Raw genomic sequence first — 18,431 nt, forward strand, 5'->3', positions numbered from 1 at the left:
ACATCTTGTTGTTAGCGCATTTTTAAATAAAAAATAAACAAACTAAGACACAAGAATTAATTTTCTTCATGCTTAGCTTGGGAGGTTCTTCTGAGTTACTGTAGAAACGTATCAATGTAGTCTTTTACCATTTCTAAAAGATAAGTATAACTGTAGTTGGCAGATAGGTTAATGATCCCGAGGAGTTCCAAGTGATTTTTAAAGAGATAATGGTAATCAACTTCTGAAGTTAAGAGTACAACTTGTGCAGTTGTTTCTTTTTTTCTTATATGCTTCACCTTTGTTTTATAATTACTTTTCTTTAAAATTATGATAAAATATAAGCTGGAGAAATTCCGTGAAATCTTTATTGTATTAAAGAGGATATTTATCTTGCAATCAATCTTCTTTTGTTTACAGTATCGTTTTATTGCCAGAAATACCTTCAGCGACATTATTAGTTGTTGAATTGATTTTGGCATATCTTCCTCCTTTTCTATATGAATATTTCTATTATAATTTTTTAAGTTGAGAAATTTTATTTTTATCAGAAACAGTTTTTATATTGTCATTATCAGTCTATATTTTTAGCTAGGAGAAAAGAATGATTAGCATTTTTGTTTTAGAGGATGAATTTTTACAGCAATCACGTATTGAAAAAATTATATCAGAGATTGCATTGAGACGTTCTTGGAAATTTAAAGGACCTGAAATTTTTGGGAAACCTTCTCAACTGATAGACGCAATCGTTGAACGTGGCTCTCATCAGCTTTTTTTTCTCGATATTGAAATAAAAGGAGGAGAGAAAAAAGGATTAGATATTGCTAGACAAATTCGTGATAAGGATCCTCATGCTACGATTGTATTTGTTACAACGCATTCAGAATTTATGCCTGTCACTTTTAAATATAAAGTAGCTGCTTTGGACTTTATCGATAAAGCTCTAGAAAATGCTCAATTTGTTGAACGGATTGAATCCGCTATTGAATATACCTTGGAGAAAGTAGGTATGTCTGTTGCTCAGGATGCTTTTAAGTTTGAAACATCATTATCACAAGTCCAAGTTCCTTTTAATAAGATACTGTATTTTGAGACTTCACCGACAGTTCATAAAGTTATTTTACATACCATTGATGAGCGCCTAGAGTTTTATGCAAGCATCTCAGAAATTGAAAAGGCAGATGAGCGACTTTACCGCTGTCATAAATCTTTCGTTGTTAATCCTGGTAATATTGAAAAATTAGATAAAGAGCAGAAGATTGTTTATTTTAATGGTGGCAAAAACTGTTTTGTGTCTCGTGTGAAAATGAAAGGATTGAAAGAACGGATTCAGTAGCCAATAGGCAAATGGGATAGAATATGAAGGAGAACTAATGGAACAACTATTTGAAAATTTGAATTTTTTTGCCCATATTGTTGTGATATTACTGTTGTATCAACAAATTAGCGGAAATAAGTTTCAGTGGTATTGGTTTGTTATTTTACCTGTAGCCTTCAGGGGGCTCTTCCTTGTTATTCCACCGATTGCCTATATTACATATTTTTTTTATCTACCTATCTATTCTCTTTATTTAAACAAATATGGCAGAAGGTTATTAGATATTTTTTTTGGTTTTTATCCTATTGTGGTGGAAAGCCTCTTTGGTCGTATGCTAGCTTTTTATTTGTTTCCTATACTTGGATTCGACCAAACAATTATCTATACTGACGGAAGGATAAATTTTTTAATAGAGATTTTAATTTTCCCGTTATATTTCTATTTAACTAAGTCAGTAAAAATTAATTTTGATAACTTAAAAAGAGGGGCTAAAAAAAATTGGTTGAATCGTTATTTTGTTTTGATGAATTTATCTATGATTGTCTATTTGTTCGTTCTTCAATTTCTAGTAATTGGAGAAGAGTTTATCCCAAATGCATTGGAGCACCGTGAACACTTAGTAGGAATTTATGTTGTTATATTCTTTGTTATGCTCATTTATTTGAATTCAACATTGACAGAGAAATTAGAAGAAGAGTTGCTTTATCAAAAAGATAAACAACTCGAGGAACTATCCTTGTATAGTCAACATATTGAATCTCTCTATAATGAGATTAGAAGTTTTAGACATGATTACATCAATGTTCTAACTAGTATACAATACGGAATTGAAATGAAAGATATCGATGCTATTCAGGAGGTTTATGAAAATGTTTTGTCAAAAACAAAGAAAAAATTTTCTGATAGTCAGTATGATTTTGCCAATCTATCTAAGATTAGTAATCCAGCAATTAAAAGTGTTATTTCTGCCAAATTACTAGAGGCACAAAGTAAAGGTATTGAACTTCATATCGAAGTTGAGGGAAAAGTCCATCTAGCGAATATGGATACATTAGATTTTATTATCATCTTATCTATCCTTTTGGATAACGCTATTGAAGCAACGGAATTATCAGTTAAACCGTCCTTGATTTTGGCCATATTTGAAGAAAAGGATACGGAATTTATTATTGTTGAAAATTCTATAGTACAAGACAAAGTTGAGATTTCTAATATCTTTAATCATGGATTCTCTTCTAAGGGAGAAGGGAGAGGGATTGGCTTAGCAAATGTTCATAGTATTTTAGATAAATATCCTGCAGCTTCAATTAAGACAAAAAGTCGAAACTATTCCTTCAAACAAGTTATTGAAATCAGAAGAGTTTGAGATAGAAATTGCAAGTGAGCTGGATATTGGATTTTCGGATTATTTTTTAACTGTTGTATATTATATTTAAAAATTTTGATACCCATTTATCTAAAAAAGAGATGTATCAAGGCAATCACATGTGACTCAGTTGGCGTCGCGCGTGATTGTTTTTTTATATTTTGATAATGTGATAATTTTTCCAAATTATTCTTGTTATTCTTATGTCATACTCAGGAAAATTATGTTTGATTTTTCACTGGGGGTTTGGGGGCGGAGCCACCAAGTTATTATATCGTTGGCTGTCAAAACTGAAGGGTTTTGGTCGGCTGGCGATATGATTTTTGGGTTATTGTGGACACAATAACTGAGCTCGCAAAGACCGAACAAGAAGAGAGTGAGGTCTTTAGGAAGCGTACTGACAATGTGAGGCAGCCTGACACTGTCAGACAAGTATAATGTTGAAAGGATAGTAGGATGGGACAAGAAATTAAGTTAATCCGTAAGCAATTTAGGGTCACAAGACAAGAAGAAAAACAGATAAAAGAAATGATGAGGGAACAAAAACTGGATAGTTTCTCAGAATTTCTTCGTCAAAATTTGTTGAAAAAGAATTATCAGGATAGAATTTTTGAAAGTTGGTTCTCCCTTTGGCAGTCTCAAAAGTTTGAACAAATTAGTCGAGATGTGTATGAAGTTCTAGTTGTCGCAAGAGAAAATCATCAAGTGACTCAAGAACACGTCTCAATCTTATTGACTTGCGTTCAAGAATTGATTGCAGAAGTTAATCAAGCACAGCCACTCAGTCGTGAGTTTCGTGAAAAATATGTGGGCTAGGAGGGAGTAATGGTTTATCGTTATCGTACCAATCTCAAAAAAGTATTTCTAACAGATTCAGAGTTACATCAATTGAATGAACGAATTGCTAAGAGTCATTGTCAAAATTTTTCAGTCTATGCTAGAAAAGTTTTGCTCAATCCCAATATGTCTTTTATCACAATTAACACGGATACTTATGATCAGTTAGTGTTTGAATTGAGACGGATTGGAAATAACACTAATCAAATTGCGCGTGCTATTAACCAAAGCCATTTGATTTCTCAGGAACAGTTACAAGAATTGAGTAAAGGAGTCGGAGAGTTAATTAAGGAAGTGGATAGAGAATTTCAAGTGGAAGTGAAAAGACTGAAGGAGTTCTATGGTAATCACTAAGCATTTTGCGACGCACGGAAAAAAATATCGTAGGCGTTTAATTAAGTATATTCTCAATCCAGATAAAACGGACAATTTGAAATTGGTATCTGATTTTGGCGTTAGCAATTACTTAGACTTTCCCAGCTATGAAGAAATGGTAGAAATGTACAATGTCAACTTTACCAATAACGACAAGTTGTACGAATCCAGAAATTACCGACAAGAAAAACATCAACAAAATATCCATGCCCATCACCTCATTCAATCATTTTCTCCTGAGGATAATCTGACACCTGAAGAAATTAACCGCATTGGTTATGAGACCATGATGGAATTAACAGGAGGTCGCTTTAAGTTTATCGTAGCGACTCATACAGACAAAGATCATGTTCATAATCACATCCTAATCAACGCCATTGACCGTAATTCAGATAAAAAGTTGATATGGAATTATGCCTTGGAACGAAACCTTCGTATGATTTCAGACCGCATTTCTAAAGTGGCTGGAGCGAAAATTATTGAAAAACGTTTCTCCTACCGTGTCTATCAAAAATATAGGCAGTCTAGTCATAAATTTGAATTGAAGCAACGTCTTTATTTTTTGATGCAGCACTCAAAGTCCTTTGATGATTTTTTAGAAAAAGCGGTGCAGTTACATGTTCATATTGATTTTAGTCAGAAGCATAGTCGATTCATGATGACAGATAGAGCAATGACAAAACCAATTCGAGGACGCCAACTCAGTAAACGAGATTTATATGATGAAGAATTTTTTCGTACACATTTCGCCAAACAAGAGATTGAAAGTCGATTAGAATTTTTGTTGAACCGTGTTAATTCTTTAGAAGAGTTACTAACAAAAGCAAAAGAATTGAATCTAACCATTGACTTAAAACAAAAAAATGTAATCTTTATACTTGAAGAAAGTGGAAAGCAATTCAGTCTGAGTCATAAAAAAATAAGTGATAAGAAATTATATGATGTCAATTTTTTTCAAGATTACTTTAAAAATATGGAAGTTGGTGATTCAGAAGGATTAGAGAATTTACAGGAACAGTACCATGCTTTTCAAGAAGAACGAGATAAGGAGAAGGTAGCCGCTGAAGAAATTGAGGAAGCCTTTGAGGAATTTAAGGAAAAACGAGATGCCGTTCATGAATTTGAAGTGGAACTTGCAGAGCACCAAATAGAGAAGTTAGTTGATGCGGGGATTTATATCAAAGTGGCATTCGGTATCAAACAGAGTGGTCTTATTTTCATTCCCAACTATCAATTAGATATTCTTGAAGAAGAGAATCAGACAAAATATAAAGTCTATATCCGTGAGACAGCCTCATACTTTATCTACAACAAAGAACATTCGGATAAGAATCAGTATATAAAAGGACGAACCTTGATTAGACAGCTAACCAACGATAGTCGAGTAATACCATACAGACGACCGACTGTTGAAAGACTTCAAGAAAAGATTTCTGAGATTAACCTCTTGATTGAGTTAACAGAGATAGACAAAAAATACCAGGATGTTAAAGACGAGTTGGTCACAGAAATAGCAGAGCTAGATACCAAACTGAATCAAACCAATGAAAAAATCGCCACCTTAAACAAGATGGCGGAAGTGCTTATCAACCTAAAGAGTGAAGACCCGAGTAGTAGAAAACTAGCTAGGTATGAATTTTTAAAACTGAACTTAACAGAATCAAGCACATTAGAACAAGTGACTGAAGAAAAATATATGTTACAACAGGAACTCGGTAATGATATTGATAGGTATGAAGCACTCATAAAAAGCTTGGAAACATTTGTGAATGTACTGAATAATAAGAAAATAAAATTAGTATCACAAAATATTAACTCAAAATACAAAGAAATAGTTTGCCCTGTTGTAAAATGAGGTGTAACAAATATATCTAATTACAACGGGAAATCAATATTGTCATTATCGCTAGCTACCTATGGGGTGCTTCAATAAGGGTGTCAGACCTACCGCAGAATCCACCATAATCTTTTTCTTGATTAGTTCTCAGAGTACCTAGTTTTTGTTGCAACTGCAAAGTTTTGCTCAAAGTTTTTAGAATATGAACCATTTTATGGTCTTAGACCATTATCAAACATGCTCTTTCAGATTGAAAGTTTTCCTTGCGCATTGCACCAAACCATTTGTAATACTTATAATTTAAATGATTCGATTGAGAAAATTAATCGAAACAGTTCCATCAAGTCTAGAATAGTTTGAAATCGAATATTTACGCTGACGAAACCTTTGGACACTCAAAATTAGAGTGAAAGTTATTTTACGACTTATCCAGTTATGCTTGAAACCAGTCAAAAGGAATATAGTATGAGCGTAAAAGCTCATATGCTTGGTTACCTAATATAACGGATGTTTATTAATTTAATCCTAAATAAGTTTTAATTTTGTTTTCAAGAAAATCAATATGTTGGTTAATTTTAGATTGTTGCTCATGAAGTTCATCAAGTTGAAAAAATAGTAGCCTAAGGCGTTGAGGAATTGTGGAGTCTCCTTTGTATCTTAGGTAAGCATATTCTTGCATATTTTTAATAGACATTCCAGTTTTTTTTAATCTAATGATGAATTGAGTCCATGCAATATCAGAATCATCATAGTATCTACGATTATTTTCTTCTCTATGTGAGTAAATTAATTTTTCTTGTTCATAGTATCGAAGAGTTGGAACAGAAAGTCCAGTTTTTTTAGCAAATTCTCCAATAGAATAGTGAGTCATAATACTTCACTCCTTTATTTTTTGATTATTTTAGCATAATTTTTAAAAAATTTATAGTTTTCTCTTGACATAAAGTGCACTTTACTATGTAAAATACAAAGCATCAAAGGAATTTGATAAAAAGCTAGGGAAGGAGGTAATACCATATGGATGAGGAGGAAAGACGAAAAATTGGTTTGAAGTACCTGAAGACCATAGAAGGTTAATCCTAAAGGTGGAGCTATTGCTTTAGGGCATCCAGTTGGAGCTTCAGGAAGCAGAATACTGACCACTCTAATATATGAGTTGATTGAAAATAAAGTTAATTATGGAGTCGCTTCTCTGTGTATAGGTGGAGGAATGGGGGTAGCCACTCTTATAAAAAATGAAAATAGCAATTTTTAAAGGAGAAATAGTGTGGAACAAATAAAGAATTATACTTGTATTACTGGGGCTAGTTCTGGTATAGGAGCGGAGGTAGCAAGACAATTTGCAAAATTAGGAACGAATCTTATTTTAATTGCTCGGCGTCAAGAACGACTAGAAAAATTGAAGCAAGAGATTTTGGACCATTATCCGGATTTAGATGTTGTTATTAAAGTTGTTGATTTATCGAAATCCAGTAATGTTTTCGCTCTTTATGAAAGTTTAAAAAAATATCACATTACTACTCTAATAAATAATGCTGGTTTTGGAAATTATGATAAGGTTGAATCTCAAGATTTAGAAAAGATAATAACATTAATCCATCTAAACATTGAAGCTTTAACAATTCTATCAACTCTATATGTGAGAGATTATAAAGATTGTAAAGGCGCTCAATTGATTAACGTATCATCTAGAGGCGGATACATGATGGTTCCAAATGCAGTTACATACTGTGCAAGTAAATTTTATGTCAGTGCTTTTACAGAAGGCTTGGCATTGGAACTAGAGGCAAATCAACATCAATTAAAAGCTAAGGTTTTAGCTCCAGCTGCCACAAAAACAGAATTCGGTCAACTTGCTACAGATTTGAAAGAATATGATTATGATGAGCATTTTGCTAAATATCACACAAGTGAAGAGATGGCACAATTTTTGATGGAATTATATCAAAGTCACAAAGTTGTTGGTTTAGTTGATGTTACAAATTTTGAATTTCATCTTAGCGGACCATTGTTTAATCACTAATTTATTAAGACAATTTTTTCTGCGGTTTGGCAAAAACTTCAGAAAGTTCATGACAATCTGTATAACGAGTGGATTGAATAGTAGCTATAAGCTACATTACCAGCCAGTGCCTTAAGACGCTGGCTTTTACTTTGTTTAAGCTATCCTTTGGATTAACGTACTGACTTCAATCTTAGTGCTATCAAAAAAGTATGTCTCTATTTATTGAAAATCATGCATTTTAAAAAAGCCTCACTTATTGTCGTTAATAACGTGTTTATTTGACTGATTATTCGGCTCAACTATTTGGAAAATAAGGAAAAAACGATATGGTATGTACACATCCACTTTGTGTGTGATAAACTATGTGTCTTTTGCACCACGTTTTACTTCTGTGGAGCGAAACGGACCGAAAGTCACATAGCAGAAAAGGCATAGAATTACGTTATCAATAAAGTAATTCTATACATTTTTAGAGTAATCATTCTTCAATAAAAATACTTAAACATCAATCAAGTTTTGAAAGGAATTTTGTATCAGGATTCAAAATGTGTCCAATTAGGACAATTTTGAATAAACTCTTACATTCTAATCTATACTATTTTTAGGAGAAAACTAGATGTGATGTATCAGCGTTTAAGAGATTTGAGGGAAGACAATGACCTTACTCAGAAACAAATTGCTACCTATCTTTCTTTTACTCATTCAGCCTATGCTAAAATTGAAAGAGGGGAAAGAATCTTGTCAGCAGAAGTCTTAATTAAACTGTCAAATCTATATAACGTTAGCATTGATTATTTGCTCGGATTAACAGATTTTCCTCACCGAATCAAAAATAATATTAAATAGTCTCTCCTTGATTTGTACATTGACAATTGAATAAACCGAGGTGGGACTTTCTTATTTGTCGAGCAATTTAGTGAGATACGCCGTGATAGGAGCGAAAATTATTAGCTAAAAAATAGAGTGGTTCTCTATCTGCCATGACCACAAATAAGGACAATGATACTTCTGAACGTTCAGGCTGCCAACGTAAAAGGACAGCGGGTGAGATGCCCATGAGTGATTTAACCAATCATACCCACCGAAGTACAATTTTGAAATAAAAGGAATTAAAAATATGGAAAAAACAAGTACAGGTGCTGAGTCACCACAGATTATGATTGAAGGTTATAAAGTTATTGTGAAGGTTACAGATAAACCATTAAGTCTTACAGATATACTAGATGATTTATTGGGACGACAGCTAGAAAAAATTTAAGATTTAAGCGGACAAGTTCACATAAATTATGTAAAATAAAAGTGTAGAACCTCAATCCTTAATCGGTAAGCACCTAAAAACTGATTAAGGAGAAGATTATGGCACAAGCATGTATTTATTTACGGTTATCACGTGATGATGGGGATAATGTTGAAAGTAACTCAATTATCAATCAGCGCTCTCTGTTACGTGACTATGCTAGAAATCATGACATTACTATTTTAGAAGAATTTGTGGACGATGGTATCAGTGGCTTAACCTTTAATCGCCCTGATTTCAATCGTATGATGGAGAATATTAATAATAAAACGATTGATACCATCATTGTTAAAGACTTATCTCGATTTGGAAGAGACTATATTGAAACGGGAAAATATATCCAAAGGATATTTCCAGCTATGGGTGTCCGGTTTATCTCTGTTAATGATCACTATGATAGTTTGACTGCAGATGCTAATGAAACCCATTTAGTAATGCCTATTAAGAGTCTTATCAATGATAGCTATTGTAGAGATATTTCCACAAAAGTTCGTAGTACACACAAAGCAAAACGGCTAAAAGGTGAGTTTATAGGAGCTTTTGCTCCGTATGGTTATCAAAAAGATACTAGACAAAAAAATCATTTGGTTGTTGATGAGTCTATCCGTTCAATCATTGAAAAAATATTTACATTGAAGCTGGAAGGCTACTCATCAAATCAGATTGCTATATATCTTAATCAATGTGGTATAGAAACACCATTACAACATAAAAAACGTAACCAAGAAAAACTTAGAGGATTTTGTGGTCACACTAATAAGTGGGGCACCAAGATGGTTAATCGTATTTTAACGAATAGAGTGTATACTGGAGCCTTGGAACAAGGTAAACGGACGAAACTTAATTATAAGGCTCAACACACTATTAAAGTTAATCAAGAAGATTGGATTTGTGTGGAATCGACTCATGAAGGTATTATTTCTGAAAGTACCTTTAAGATTGCTAACAGTCTTTTACTGAGAGATGTTAAGAATAGTAATAATCAACCTAATGAATTTGCTGGTTTATTATTTTGTAATGACTGTCATGCTCAACTCTTACAGCGTAAAATACGCTATAAGAATAACGAAACAATCCAGTTTATTTGTAGTACCTATAATAAAGGGAGAGGCTGTAGTCGCCATGCGATTAAATATGAACAGTTAATTAGCATTGTATCTGAGTTAATCGAAAATCATCTTGATTGGAAGTCTCATCTGATAAAGAAAATTCCAGAGTACCTTTCACAAGAACAGTTATTAGAAATTGACTTTACAAATTTGGTATCTGACCGTAGAAAATATGAACAGTTGCTTCAATCTTTATATATGGATTTAGATGATGGACTGATAAATGAAGCAGAATATCAGGAGTTTCAACGAACCTATCGCCAAAAGCTAAAAGATATTGAACAGACAATTGTTAATAAGAAAAAGCTTGCACAAGAATTAGTTAATAAACTACAAAATAAGAAAACTTGGTTGAAGAAATTGACTTGCCAAAAAGAAGAATCATCGTTGAACCGTCTGACTCTTGTAACCTTGCTGGATCGTATTAACATTTCTGAAAACCAAGAAATATCACTTGTCTTTCATGACTTGAATGAGATTGCTATTTTACAGGAATTATCACTTTCAGAAGTGGGGGTGATTTAATGGCACGTACCAAAAATCGCTACCGTAAATCAGAGGTGACAGATAAGACATCAGAACTAAAACGATACTCTGCTGGTATTTATATTCGCTTATCAAAAGAAAGAACAGAGGCCTGTAGGAATAAATCTCAGTCACTAGAAAATCAAGAAAAACTTGCTAGAACCTTTGCAAAGCAACATGGTCTAACAGTCGTTAAGTGTTATACTGATTATGAATATTCAGGAACAAACTTTATGAGACCAGCCTTTCAAGAAATGATGGATGACATTAAAAAAGGTGTTATCAATTGTATCTTGATACGTGATTTATCACGTTTAGGGAGAGATTACATAGAGATGGGAAGGCTTATAGATAAGGTTTTTCCATTTCTAGGTGTGAGATTTATTTCTATCAACGATAACTTGGATACTCTAAGTGGACTAAAAGAAAAGAAATCTTTTGAAGTTGAAATCAAGAATTTGGTTAATGATATGTATTCGAAAGATATTTCAAAAAAAGTAACTGCTAGTCATATTCAAAAAGCAAGTGAAGGATATTTTATCAGTGGCTTTGCTCCTTATGGTTATAAGTTAGATAAACAAAAACTAGGCAATAAATTAAAGATTGACTTGACTGTCAAACCAATTTTAGATAAGGTGTTTGAGTTATTTTTGACTGGTTATTCTTCCTATAAAGTAAGTGATTGGCTTAATGAGAATAATATAGCTACACCAACTTCATATCGTCAGACAGGAGAATTGTATAGAAGAATTGATGATACAAAGCTATGGTCTAATACTAACCTTCGGCGTATGATTAGAAATCAAGTTTATACAGGGGATCTTGTGCAGCGTAAATCTAACAAACAGTTGTCACCCGATGATTATATCCATTTTAATAATGCCCATGAATCCTATATTAGCCGTAAAGATTATGAAACTATATTAGAATTGATTGCAAATAGGAAAATAACTAAAAAATATGATTATTCTAGGACACCTAATCGTTATAGAGGCTTGCTTTATTTGAAGGGGAGTTACAGGCAAATGTCTAGAGAATATCAGAAATCAAAAAGCAAGAAAAATTGTGAGGGACATTTTTATTATAGAGATTATATTCTTAATAGTAACGCTAATAGAAAATCGGTGTGTATTCGTGAGAATGTTCTAGATAGGATAATTATCACTATTATCCAAGCTGAGATGGCAAAAATTGGAAAAGTTGATGAGTTGTTATCTTCACTAGAAAATAAGTATGAAGCCTACATTCAACTCTTGCAGAGTAAGATTGTTAAGCATAAACAACACATTGTTAGGTTACGAATGGAAATCAGCGATTTATATGCCTCTTATAGTCTTTTAAGAGATAGTCGAGATGACTATATCAGCCAGAAATTAGAAAAAAATAGAAAGATTGAAACACTTATACAAGAAATTGATCAGTATGAAGATAGACTAAAAGCAGTAGATGAAAAGTATAATAGACAAGTTGCTTGGCTAAATACACTATCTAAAAATCATCAATCACCTGTTTTATCTGCCGATTTGCTAAATGCTTTAATAGAGCGTATTGAAATAGACGAGAATAGACAGATATCGGTAACTTTTCTTTGCCAAATAGGGAGTGATGGTAATGCCTAAAATTGCGTTATATCTCCGCCTTTCTGTTGATGAAGCAACTGCTGATGAAAGTAATTCGATTACTAATCAAAGGATTTTACTGAATCAGTATCTTGACCGAACACCAGAATTTCATCCATTTAAACGTATTGAATTTATTGATGATGGTTTCTCAGGAAAAAATCCTAATAGACCAGCTTTTAACAGACTAATGTCGGATGTTAGAGTAGGAAAAATTCGATATATTATTGTAAAGGATTTTTCACGCTTTATGCGTGATTATTTAGAATTTGGGAATTATATTGAAAATATTTTCCCTTTTCTAGGAGTTCGTTTTATAGCTGTAAATGATCAATTTGATAGTTTCACTTCTGAAAACAATGGTGTTGAAATTGATGTCCCTTTTAGAAACTTGTTAAATGATTTTTATGCTAGGGATGTCTCGGAAAAAGTTAAAAGTGCCATGAATACAATGAAGCGTTCAGGTAAGAATATGAGCTGGCTACCTCCATTTGGCTATCTAAAGGATCCGAATGATCGTTTTAAAATCATTATTGATGAAAGTGTAGCACCAGTGGTAAAACGAATTTTTCAACTGTGTATTGAAGGTGTAGGTCTATCTCGAATCCCGATTATTCTTAATGATGAGAATACGATTACACCAGCAGAGCGAAAAAGACAGATCAGTCAGGCGAATTATCAATATCAAATAGTAGTGACTGAGAAGCAGAAGAGAAATATTTGGACTCGTTCCACTGTTTCTCGAATCCTTAAAAATGAAGCTTATAAAGGAACCTATCTATTTAATGCCAAGACAATATTCAATGGTAAACAAGTTAAACGACCAAAGGAGGAGTGGGAGCGAATTGAGAACAACCATGAATCAATTGTAACAAGTGAAATCTTTGAACAAGCTCAAAAGGCTTTAAAATCGCGTAACAATAGGCATTCTTATCAACAATCAACAAAAAAATATGATGTCATATTAACAGGTTTTATGATTTGTGAGCATTGTGGTCATAAATTGACAGCATACACTTATAAAAAGAAGACTCATCACTATTTCTATTGTAGATATTGTAAAGTCCAGGGAATTAGTTTAAAAGGTTGTCGGTCTGATAGAGTGGAGCAGAAGATTTTAGAATATTTAAAATCTAAGAAAGAAGACGTTCCGTCTCAAAAATCGAATAAGTCTCTTGTTTACTTGATGTCACAATTAAAAGCTCAGAAGTTTTCATATTACCAAGATTACAAGGATGAAAAAATTAACCGTGAAACCTATATATATTATAAGCAAGAAATAGATAAGAAGATTGATGATATTGAAGAAGAATTAAACAAATTGAATAATTCTCAATGTATGATTGACAGTTCGCTGTCTAAAGAAACACTTCGAGAATCAGTGAAACAAATTATAGTTAACCATGCTGGTGGCTATCGAATTGACTATAAGAATATCTGAAGAGACTTTATCATGAAGTCTCTTTTTTAAAAAATATTGTTAAGAAATGCTGTCATTAACTTGACACAAGAGGGCAATGTAGAATCTACTATCAAGATTGCAAAGAAAGGCCTGCCTATTGTGTATGCAGTCATTGGTGCAGGTGCTCATCGCTTTAAACCATTGGCGGATGCCTATCGTAAGGTAGCCCGAAACTCAGGCCACGATCCGAAGAAGACCAAGGTAGCAGCCCATTCTTGGGGTTGGATAGCTGATGACCATGATAAAGCAGTAGAAGATTATTTCCATCCTACTAAAGTTGTGACCAATAATATTGCAAAAGACCGTCCACATTGGGGCGAAATGACAAAGGCGCAATATCTCTACTCCCTTACAGATGAGGGAGCGACCATCGTCGGAAATCCAACACATGTTGCAGCTAAAATCATTAAGACCATTGAAACACTTGACTTGGACCGTTTCTTCCTCCATCTCCCAATCGGATCAATGCCACATGAAGATGTCCTCCGTGCTATCGAACTCTACGGAAAAGAAGTTGCGCCGATTGTCCGAGATTATTTTGCAAAAAAAGAAGAGAATCAGTCCCAAGACTGATGAGATAGCTGATAAGATGAGCTATACTATTATCAATCCTAAATATTTTTCATAATCTCCTTAAAAGCTTGGTCAGTTGGCTAGGCTTTTTTTGCATGCAAAAACACTCTCGGAATTGCCAAGAGTGTTTTACGTAGCTGTGTTAAACAGTTTGTTATTTTTACTTCATCCATCGGGAGTGATAAGGTCTGGTAGATCTTGTCAGCTAATCTTCTATTTCATGGTCGGGAGTGAAAAGGTCTAGTAGAACTTTTCAGCCAATCGCCAAGAAACTGGAAAGCGATTGGTATTTCCTAGTGGCAACAATACAAGAAGGATACTGTCGCTTACTTCATTGTAGGGAGTGATAAGGTCTGGTAGACCTTCTCAGCCAATCGCCAAGAAACTGGAAAGCGATTGAAATATCCTAGTGAAGACAATACAAGAAGGATACTGTCGCTTACTTCATTGTAGGGAATAACAGCACATCTCGAATAGTAGTAGTATCTGTCAAGAGCATGCAGAGTCGGTCGATACCGATTCCGAGGCCACCTGTTGGTGGCATACCGTACTCTAGGGCTTCGATGTAGTCGTAGTCAACGCCTGTCGCTTCGTCGTCACCCAATTCTTTGGCTTTGGCTTGGGTTTCAAAGCGTTCCAATTGGTCGATTGGGTCGTTCAATTCGGTAAAGGCATTTCCGTATTCCTTGGTCATGATGAAGAGCTCAAAGCGATCCGTAAAGCGTGGATCTTCATCGTTTTTCTTAGCCAATGGGGAAACAGCTACTGGATGGCCGTAGACAAAGGTTGGTTGGATTAATGTTTCCTCTACGAATTCTTCAAAGAAGCTGTTGATAATTTGTCCTACCTCTGTGTGGTGTTTTTCTACAGGAACGTTGTGTTCATTTGCCAGGGCGATAGCTTCTTCTAAGCTCATTTCCTGCCAGAAGTCCACACCGGTTTGTTCCTTAATAGCATCGACGATGTGGATACGCTTGAATGGCTCGTGGATAGCAATTTCAGTTCCTTGATAGGTTACAGGACCGTCGCCGACAACTGCCTTAGCGGTATGTTGGATAATACCCTCGGTCAAGTCCATAATGTCTTGGTAGTCAGCGTAGGCTTGGTAAACCTCGATAGAAGTGAATTCTGGGTTGTGGGTCGCATCCATTCCCTCATTACGGAAGATACGGCCAATTTCATAAACGCGTTCCATACCACCGACAATCAGGCGCTTGAGGTGAAGTTCCGTTGCGATACGAAGTACCATATCAATGTTTTGGGCATTGTGGTGGGTGATGAATGGACGAGCCGCGGCACCACCAGCTTCATTATGAAGGACAGGTGTTTCAACTTCTAAGAAACCAAGTCCATCAAGGTAACGACGGATTTCTGAAATGATTTTTGAACGTGTTACAAAGCGTTCAAAACTTTCGCGATTGGTAATTAAGTCTAAATATCGTTTTCGGTAGCGAGTTTCAACGTCAGTCAAACCATGGAATTTTTCTGGCAACGGGCGGAGCGCTTTAGACAAGTGAGTTAATTTACGAGCATGAATGGTCAATTCACCAACATTGGTCTTCATGACATCACCTTCGACACCAACAAAGTCTCCAAGGTCTGCTTTTTTGAAGATTTCATAGTTTTCTTCGCCAACGTCATCCTTACGAACGTAAATCTGAATTTGTCCTTCGCGGTCTTGGATATGAGCAAAACCTGCTTTACCCTTACCGCGTTTGGTCATAATCCGACCTGCAATGGTTGCAGTTTGTGCCAATTCTTCCAACTCTTCTTTTTCTTTATCTTCATATTGTGCTTTCAATTCAGCAGAGTTAGTAGAACGCTCAAAACGTTTACCAAATGGGTCAATACCCTGTTCAGCCAATGCCGTCATTTTTTCACGACGGACAATCTGTTGGTCATTTAGTTCTTCAAAATGTTCAGTTGACATAAAAAATTCATTCCTCCAAAGTCTGTTCCTTCTATTTTATCATAGAAGAGGTAAAAAATCAGCATAAATTACGAGTAGAATGGGAAAAACAGCAGAAAAATCTACTGTTTTTCTTGATAACTAGTGTCATTCCAAACCAGTTCGGTAAAGTTTTCAAAATCATCTGTCTCTAAAATGGTTACAGATGCATTGTCTAAACCACCTCGATGGCGTAAGAGCGCTGGTGGATAGCCTAACAGGGTTCGGATTGAAGCTGTTAGAATAGCTCCGTGGCTTACGACAAGTATCGTTTGATCTGTCTCGTGAATAGATTCTTTCAAAGTAGTGATGAAGCGTGAAGTAGCTTGTGAAACAGTCTCCCCTTCGAACATATCTGCTCGGAAGATGGCCACATTCTGTTTAAATGCATGGTACTGCTTGGGATAGATATCGCGGAAAAGTCCAATTTTTGTTCCTTCCAATCGACCGAAATTCCATTCTCGAAAACCAGCTTTTGTTTCTACTGATTTACAGTAATGGTTCAGGTCAGCAATTCGCTCGGCTGTAATATGGGCTCTTTGTAAATCGCTAGAGTAAATCTTGTCAAAAGGAACTGTAGCTAAATATTCCCCAAGTGATTCTAAATCAAGGAAAGATTCCTCCAAAAGCTTAGAATCTCCAGAGTAGCCTTGAAAGCGTCCCTCAAGATTCCACTCGGTTTTACCGTGACGGACAAAATAGACTTTCACTCGTTTCTCCCTTCAATAATATCTGCAAAATTAGCTTTCACGAAATCAGCTAATACCTGACTGTCAATTCGAATCGACCGACCAATTTCACCAGCTGAAACAATCATCTTGCCTTTTTCAAGTGCAGATTGATCGATATAGATTGGAAAATTGTGTTTTTGACGAATGCCCACGGGGTTGTTGGCACCATGTATGTAGCCTGTTGTTTTTTCCAAATCTTTTTGAGAGATCATACTGACTTTTTTATTGCCAGAAATTTTAGCCAGTTTCTTTTCAGATAGGTGCTCAGTGATTGGGACAATTCCAATAACCGGCCCTGTTTTATCTCCAGTCAGTGCTAGGGTTTTATAAATATCGTTTTCTTCAATACCTTGTGGAAGTTGACCTTCAAGAGCATTTAAAACAAGGCTATCATGATCGATCTTAGCCTTGTCTAAAATTTGGTCAACCAAGGTTTTCTTTATTTTGACCTTTTTTGCCATTATTTATATTTTTCCTCTAATTTGCTCATCCAAAGTCCCAACCATACTCCCAGGACAAACAGAACAAGTGCAGCAATCCATGTAATAAAGTTTGCTCCAGCATAGGAGATGGATTCTTTGTTGCTAGCCTGTGGAATCAAAATTAAGAGAGTAGATGATGAGACGATACCAATTATAAAGTGATAAACTCGTGAGTGGTAGACTTTAAGAGCATGATCCATTGCTTTTGAGAAGGCAACCATTGCAAGGACTCCACCAATTGCGATAGGTAGGAAAGTTCCAAATAGATCAAGTGATTTGAAACCATTGAGCATTGGTGTGTAAATTCCTAAAATCAATAGCAAGTTTGAAGGGCTGAGTCCGGGAACAAGTACGCCTAATGCAATCAAGGCACCTGCCAATACAAAACTTGCGAAGTTTGCTGGAAGTGTTCCGACAAGATCACTCAAGTTGTAGAGTAAGAGTCCAGAAATGATGAAGGCACCAAACAACCAAGCCAAATCAATACGGTCCCGTTTGCTTTTCTGAGTCGATTCTTTTAGTAAGCTAGGAATCGTACCAACAATTGCACCTGCAAATGCCCATAAAACAGGAACTTGGAAATGTTGTAAGAGGTATTCAACAGGGAAAGAGAAGAGGGCAATTCCCAAGATTCCACCGATCCCTACAGGAACAAAGTAGAGAAAGTTTTCTTTGAAATCTTTTCGAATATTTGCTAAAAAGCCTATTAATCGTTCGTAAATCCCGAGGATTGCAGCTAGTACGCCCCCAGAAACACCTGGTAAGATAAAGCCAAGGGCAATAATCATACCTTTAATTATTCTTGATATCCAAGAAGCCATGTTGTCCTCCAAAATGTATTTATAATGTTCTCATTATAGCATAAAACCAGTGAAAATCATTAAAAAGAACGAGGCTGGGCAAAAACTAGCTTCTCACAATAAAAAAACGAGCAGTTCCAATTAGGAGTTGCTCGTTTTCCACTTCAT

Annotated in this window: 18 protein-coding genes and 2 pseudogenes; 14 read left to right on the plus strand and 6 right to left on the minus strand. The window is 35.0% G+C overall.

Features of this window, described 5'->3' with window-relative positions:
* Positions 1-95: 95 nt before the first annotated feature.
* Positions 96-278 (minus strand): hypothetical protein, encoded by a 183-nt coding sequence (locus ACPC58_RS08120; RefSeq protein WP_256772643.1) that lies wholly within the window; start codon positions 276-278, stop codon positions 96-98.
* A gap of 305 nt (positions 279-583) precedes the next feature.
* Between ACPC58_RS08120 and ACPC58_RS08125 the strand changes: the two genes are divergently transcribed.
* The 5 genes from ACPC58_RS08125 (at position 584) to ACPC58_RS08145 (ending at position 5,730) form a co-directional block, all read left to right on the plus strand.
* Complete coding sequence (locus tag ACPC58_RS08125) at positions 584-1,315, plus strand: LytR/AlgR family response regulator transcription factor (protein WP_256772644.1); 732 nt, start codon at positions 584-586, stop codon at positions 1,313-1,315.
* A gap of 37 nt (positions 1,316-1,352) precedes the next feature.
* Positions 1,353-2,663, plus strand: coding sequence for a sensor histidine kinase (locus ACPC58_RS08130; protein ID WP_434065729.1), 1,311 nt, complete (start codon positions 1,353-1,355; stop codon positions 2,661-2,663).
* A 456-nt stretch (positions 2,664-3,119) separates the two neighbouring features.
* On the plus strand, positions 3,120-3,479 hold the full coding sequence (locus ACPC58_RS08135; RefSeq protein ID WP_434065730.1) for an SAG1252 family conjugative relaxosome accessory protein: 360 nt from the start codon (positions 3,120-3,122) through the stop codon (positions 3,477-3,479).
* Between the two features lie 9 nt (positions 3,480-3,488).
* Positions 3,489-3,854 carry a plasmid mobilization relaxosome protein MobC gene (gene mobC, locus ACPC58_RS08140; protein WP_006531827.1) on the plus strand — a complete coding sequence of 122 codons (366 nt, stop codon included), beginning with the start codon at positions 3,489-3,491 and terminating at the stop codon, positions 3,852-3,854.
* Positions 3,841-5,730 carry an SAG1250 family conjugative relaxase gene (locus ACPC58_RS08145; protein WP_434065731.1) on the plus strand — a complete coding sequence of 630 codons (1,890 nt, stop codon included), beginning with the start codon at positions 3,841-3,843 and terminating at the stop codon, positions 5,728-5,730. The genes mobC and ACPC58_RS08145 overlap by 14 nt, the downstream gene beginning before the upstream one ends.
* Before the next feature lie 496 nt (positions 5,731-6,226).
* Here the strand turns inward: ACPC58_RS08145 and ACPC58_RS08150 are convergent, their stop codons facing one another.
* Complete coding sequence (locus tag ACPC58_RS08150; protein WP_071519576.1) at positions 6,227-6,583, minus strand: MerR family transcriptional regulator; 357 nt, start codon at positions 6,581-6,583, stop codon at positions 6,227-6,229.
* 198 nt (positions 6,584-6,781) lie between these two features.
* Here ACPC58_RS08150 and ACPC58_RS08155 point away from each other — a divergent pair.
* From ACPC58_RS08155 to ACPC58_RS08195, 9 genes and pseudogenes are all read left to right on the plus strand, one after another.
* Positions 6,782-6,967, plus strand: a pseudogene (locus tag ACPC58_RS08155) (acetyl-CoA C-acyltransferase); the annotation flags it as partial.
* A 12-nt stretch (positions 6,968-6,979) separates the two neighbouring features.
* Positions 6,980-7,735 (plus strand): SDR family NAD(P)-dependent oxidoreductase, encoded by a 756-nt coding sequence (locus ACPC58_RS08160; RefSeq protein ID WP_340742928.1) that lies wholly within the window; start codon positions 6,980-6,982, stop codon positions 7,733-7,735.
* A 603-nt stretch (positions 7,736-8,338) separates the two neighbouring features.
* Complete coding sequence (locus tag ACPC58_RS08165; protein WP_340742989.1) at positions 8,339-8,563, plus strand: helix-turn-helix domain-containing protein; 225 nt, start codon at positions 8,339-8,341, stop codon at positions 8,561-8,563.
* Between the two features lie 134 nt (positions 8,564-8,697).
* The gene (locus ACPC58_RS08170; protein WP_434065732.1) at positions 8,698-8,820 is read left to right on the plus strand and encodes a hypothetical protein; all 123 of its coding nucleotides are present in this window, start codon (positions 8,698-8,700) and stop codon (positions 8,818-8,820) included.
* Between the two features lie 14 nt (positions 8,821-8,834).
* Complete coding sequence (locus ACPC58_RS08175) at positions 8,835-8,975, plus strand: hypothetical protein (protein WP_012775552.1); 141 nt, start codon at positions 8,835-8,837, stop codon at positions 8,973-8,975.
* Positions 8,976-9,073: 98 nt separating this feature from the next.
* Positions 9,074-10,648, plus strand: a complete 1,575-nt coding sequence (locus ACPC58_RS08180) for a recombinase family protein (RefSeq protein WP_340742927.1) — start codon at positions 9,074-9,076, stop codon at positions 10,646-10,648.
* On the plus strand, positions 10,648-12,267 hold the full coding sequence (locus ACPC58_RS08185) for a recombinase family protein (RefSeq protein ID WP_044771620.1): 1,620 nt from the start codon (positions 10,648-10,650) through the stop codon (positions 12,265-12,267). Before ACPC58_RS08180 ends, ACPC58_RS08185 begins: the two co-directional genes overlap by 1 nt.
* Positions 12,260-13,708 (plus strand): recombinase family protein, encoded by a 1,449-nt coding sequence (locus ACPC58_RS08190; protein ID WP_434065733.1) that lies wholly within the window; start codon positions 12,260-12,262, stop codon positions 13,706-13,708. Before ACPC58_RS08185 ends, ACPC58_RS08190 begins: the two co-directional genes overlap by 8 nt.
* 72 nt (positions 13,709-13,780) lie before the next feature.
* Positions 13,781-14,302: pseudogene (locus ACPC58_RS08195) on the plus strand (LLM class flavin-dependent oxidoreductase); the annotation flags it as partial.
* A gap of 439 nt (positions 14,303-14,741) precedes the next feature.
* Here the strand turns inward: ACPC58_RS08195 and lysS are convergent.
* From lysS to ACPC58_RS08215, 4 genes are all read right to left on the minus strand, one after another.
* Complete coding sequence (gene lysS, locus ACPC58_RS08200) at positions 14,742-16,232, minus strand: lysine--tRNA ligase (RefSeq protein WP_434065734.1); 1,491 nt, start codon at positions 16,230-16,232, stop codon at positions 14,742-14,744.
* Between the two features lie 101 nt (positions 16,233-16,333).
* Entirely contained in the window at positions 16,334-16,960 is a 627-nt protein-coding gene (locus tag ACPC58_RS08205) for a histidine phosphatase family protein (RefSeq protein WP_217374787.1), read from the minus strand.
* Positions 16,957-17,442, minus strand: coding sequence for an aminoacyl-tRNA deacylase (locus ACPC58_RS08210; RefSeq protein ID WP_130555492.1), 486 nt, complete (start codon positions 17,440-17,442; stop codon positions 16,957-16,959). The genes ACPC58_RS08205 and ACPC58_RS08210 overlap by 4 nt, the downstream gene beginning before the upstream one ends.
* Positions 17,442-18,284, minus strand: a complete 843-nt coding sequence (locus ACPC58_RS08215; protein WP_434065735.1) for a DUF368 domain-containing protein — start codon at positions 18,282-18,284, stop codon at positions 17,442-17,444. The genes ACPC58_RS08210 and ACPC58_RS08215 overlap by 1 nt, the downstream gene beginning before the upstream one ends.
* Positions 18,285-18,431 lie beyond the last annotated feature (147 nt).

This window comes from Streptococcus sp. VTCC 12905 (assembly GCF_049893385.1).
GTDB classification, from domain to species: Bacteria; Bacillota; Bacilli; order Lactobacillales; family Streptococcaceae; genus Streptococcus; species Streptococcus suis_AA.

Bases quoted from the DNA above. Each gene is read 5' to 3' on its own strand.
- ACPC58_RS08125 (WP_256772644.1), top strand. From the start codon at position 584: ATGATTAGCATTTTTGTTTTAGAGGATGAATTTTTACAGCAATCACGT.
- ACPC58_RS08130 (WP_434065729.1), top strand. From the start codon at position 1,353: ATGGAACAACTATTTGAAAATTTGAATTTTTTTGCCCATATTGTTGTG.
- ACPC58_RS08135 (WP_434065730.1), top strand. From the start codon at position 3,120: ATGGGACAAGAAATTAAGTTAATCCGTAAGCAATTTAGGGTCACAAGA.
- mobC (WP_006531827.1), top strand. From the start codon at position 3,489: ATGGTTTATCGTTATCGTACCAATCTCAAAAAAGTATTTCTAACAGAT.
- ACPC58_RS08145 (WP_434065731.1), top strand. From the start codon at position 3,841: ATGGTAATCACTAAGCATTTTGCGACGCACGGAAAAAAATATCGTAGG.
- ACPC58_RS08150 (WP_071519576.1), bottom strand. From the start codon at position 6,583: ATGACTCACTATTCTATTGGAGAATTTGCTAAAAAAACTGGACTTTCT.
- ACPC58_RS08165 (WP_340742989.1), top strand. From the start codon at position 8,339: ATGTATCAGCGTTTAAGAGATTTGAGGGAAGACAATGACCTTACTCAG.
- ACPC58_RS08170 (WP_434065732.1), top strand. From the start codon at position 8,698: ATGACCACAAATAAGGACAATGATACTTCTGAACGTTCAGGCTGCCAA.
- ACPC58_RS08175 (WP_012775552.1), top strand. From the start codon at position 8,835: ATGGAAAAAACAAGTACAGGTGCTGAGTCACCACAGATTATGATTGAA.
- ACPC58_RS08180 (WP_340742927.1), top strand. From the start codon at position 9,074: ATGGCACAAGCATGTATTTATTTACGGTTATCACGTGATGATGGGGAT.
- ACPC58_RS08185 (WP_044771620.1), top strand. From the start codon at position 10,648: ATGGCACGTACCAAAAATCGCTACCGTAAATCAGAGGTGACAGATAAG.
- ACPC58_RS08190 (WP_434065733.1), top strand. From the start codon at position 12,260: ATGCCTAAAATTGCGTTATATCTCCGCCTTTCTGTTGATGAAGCAACT.
- lysS (WP_434065734.1), bottom strand. From the start codon at position 16,232: ATGTCAACTGAACATTTTGAAGAACTAAATGACCAACAGATTGTCCGT.
- ACPC58_RS08210 (WP_130555492.1), bottom strand. From the start codon at position 17,442: ATGGCAAAAAAGGTCAAAATAAAGAAAACCTTGGTTGACCAAATTTTA.
- ACPC58_RS08215 (WP_434065735.1), bottom strand. From the start codon at position 18,284: ATGGCTTCTTGGATATCAAGAATAATTAAAGGTATGATTATTGCCCTT.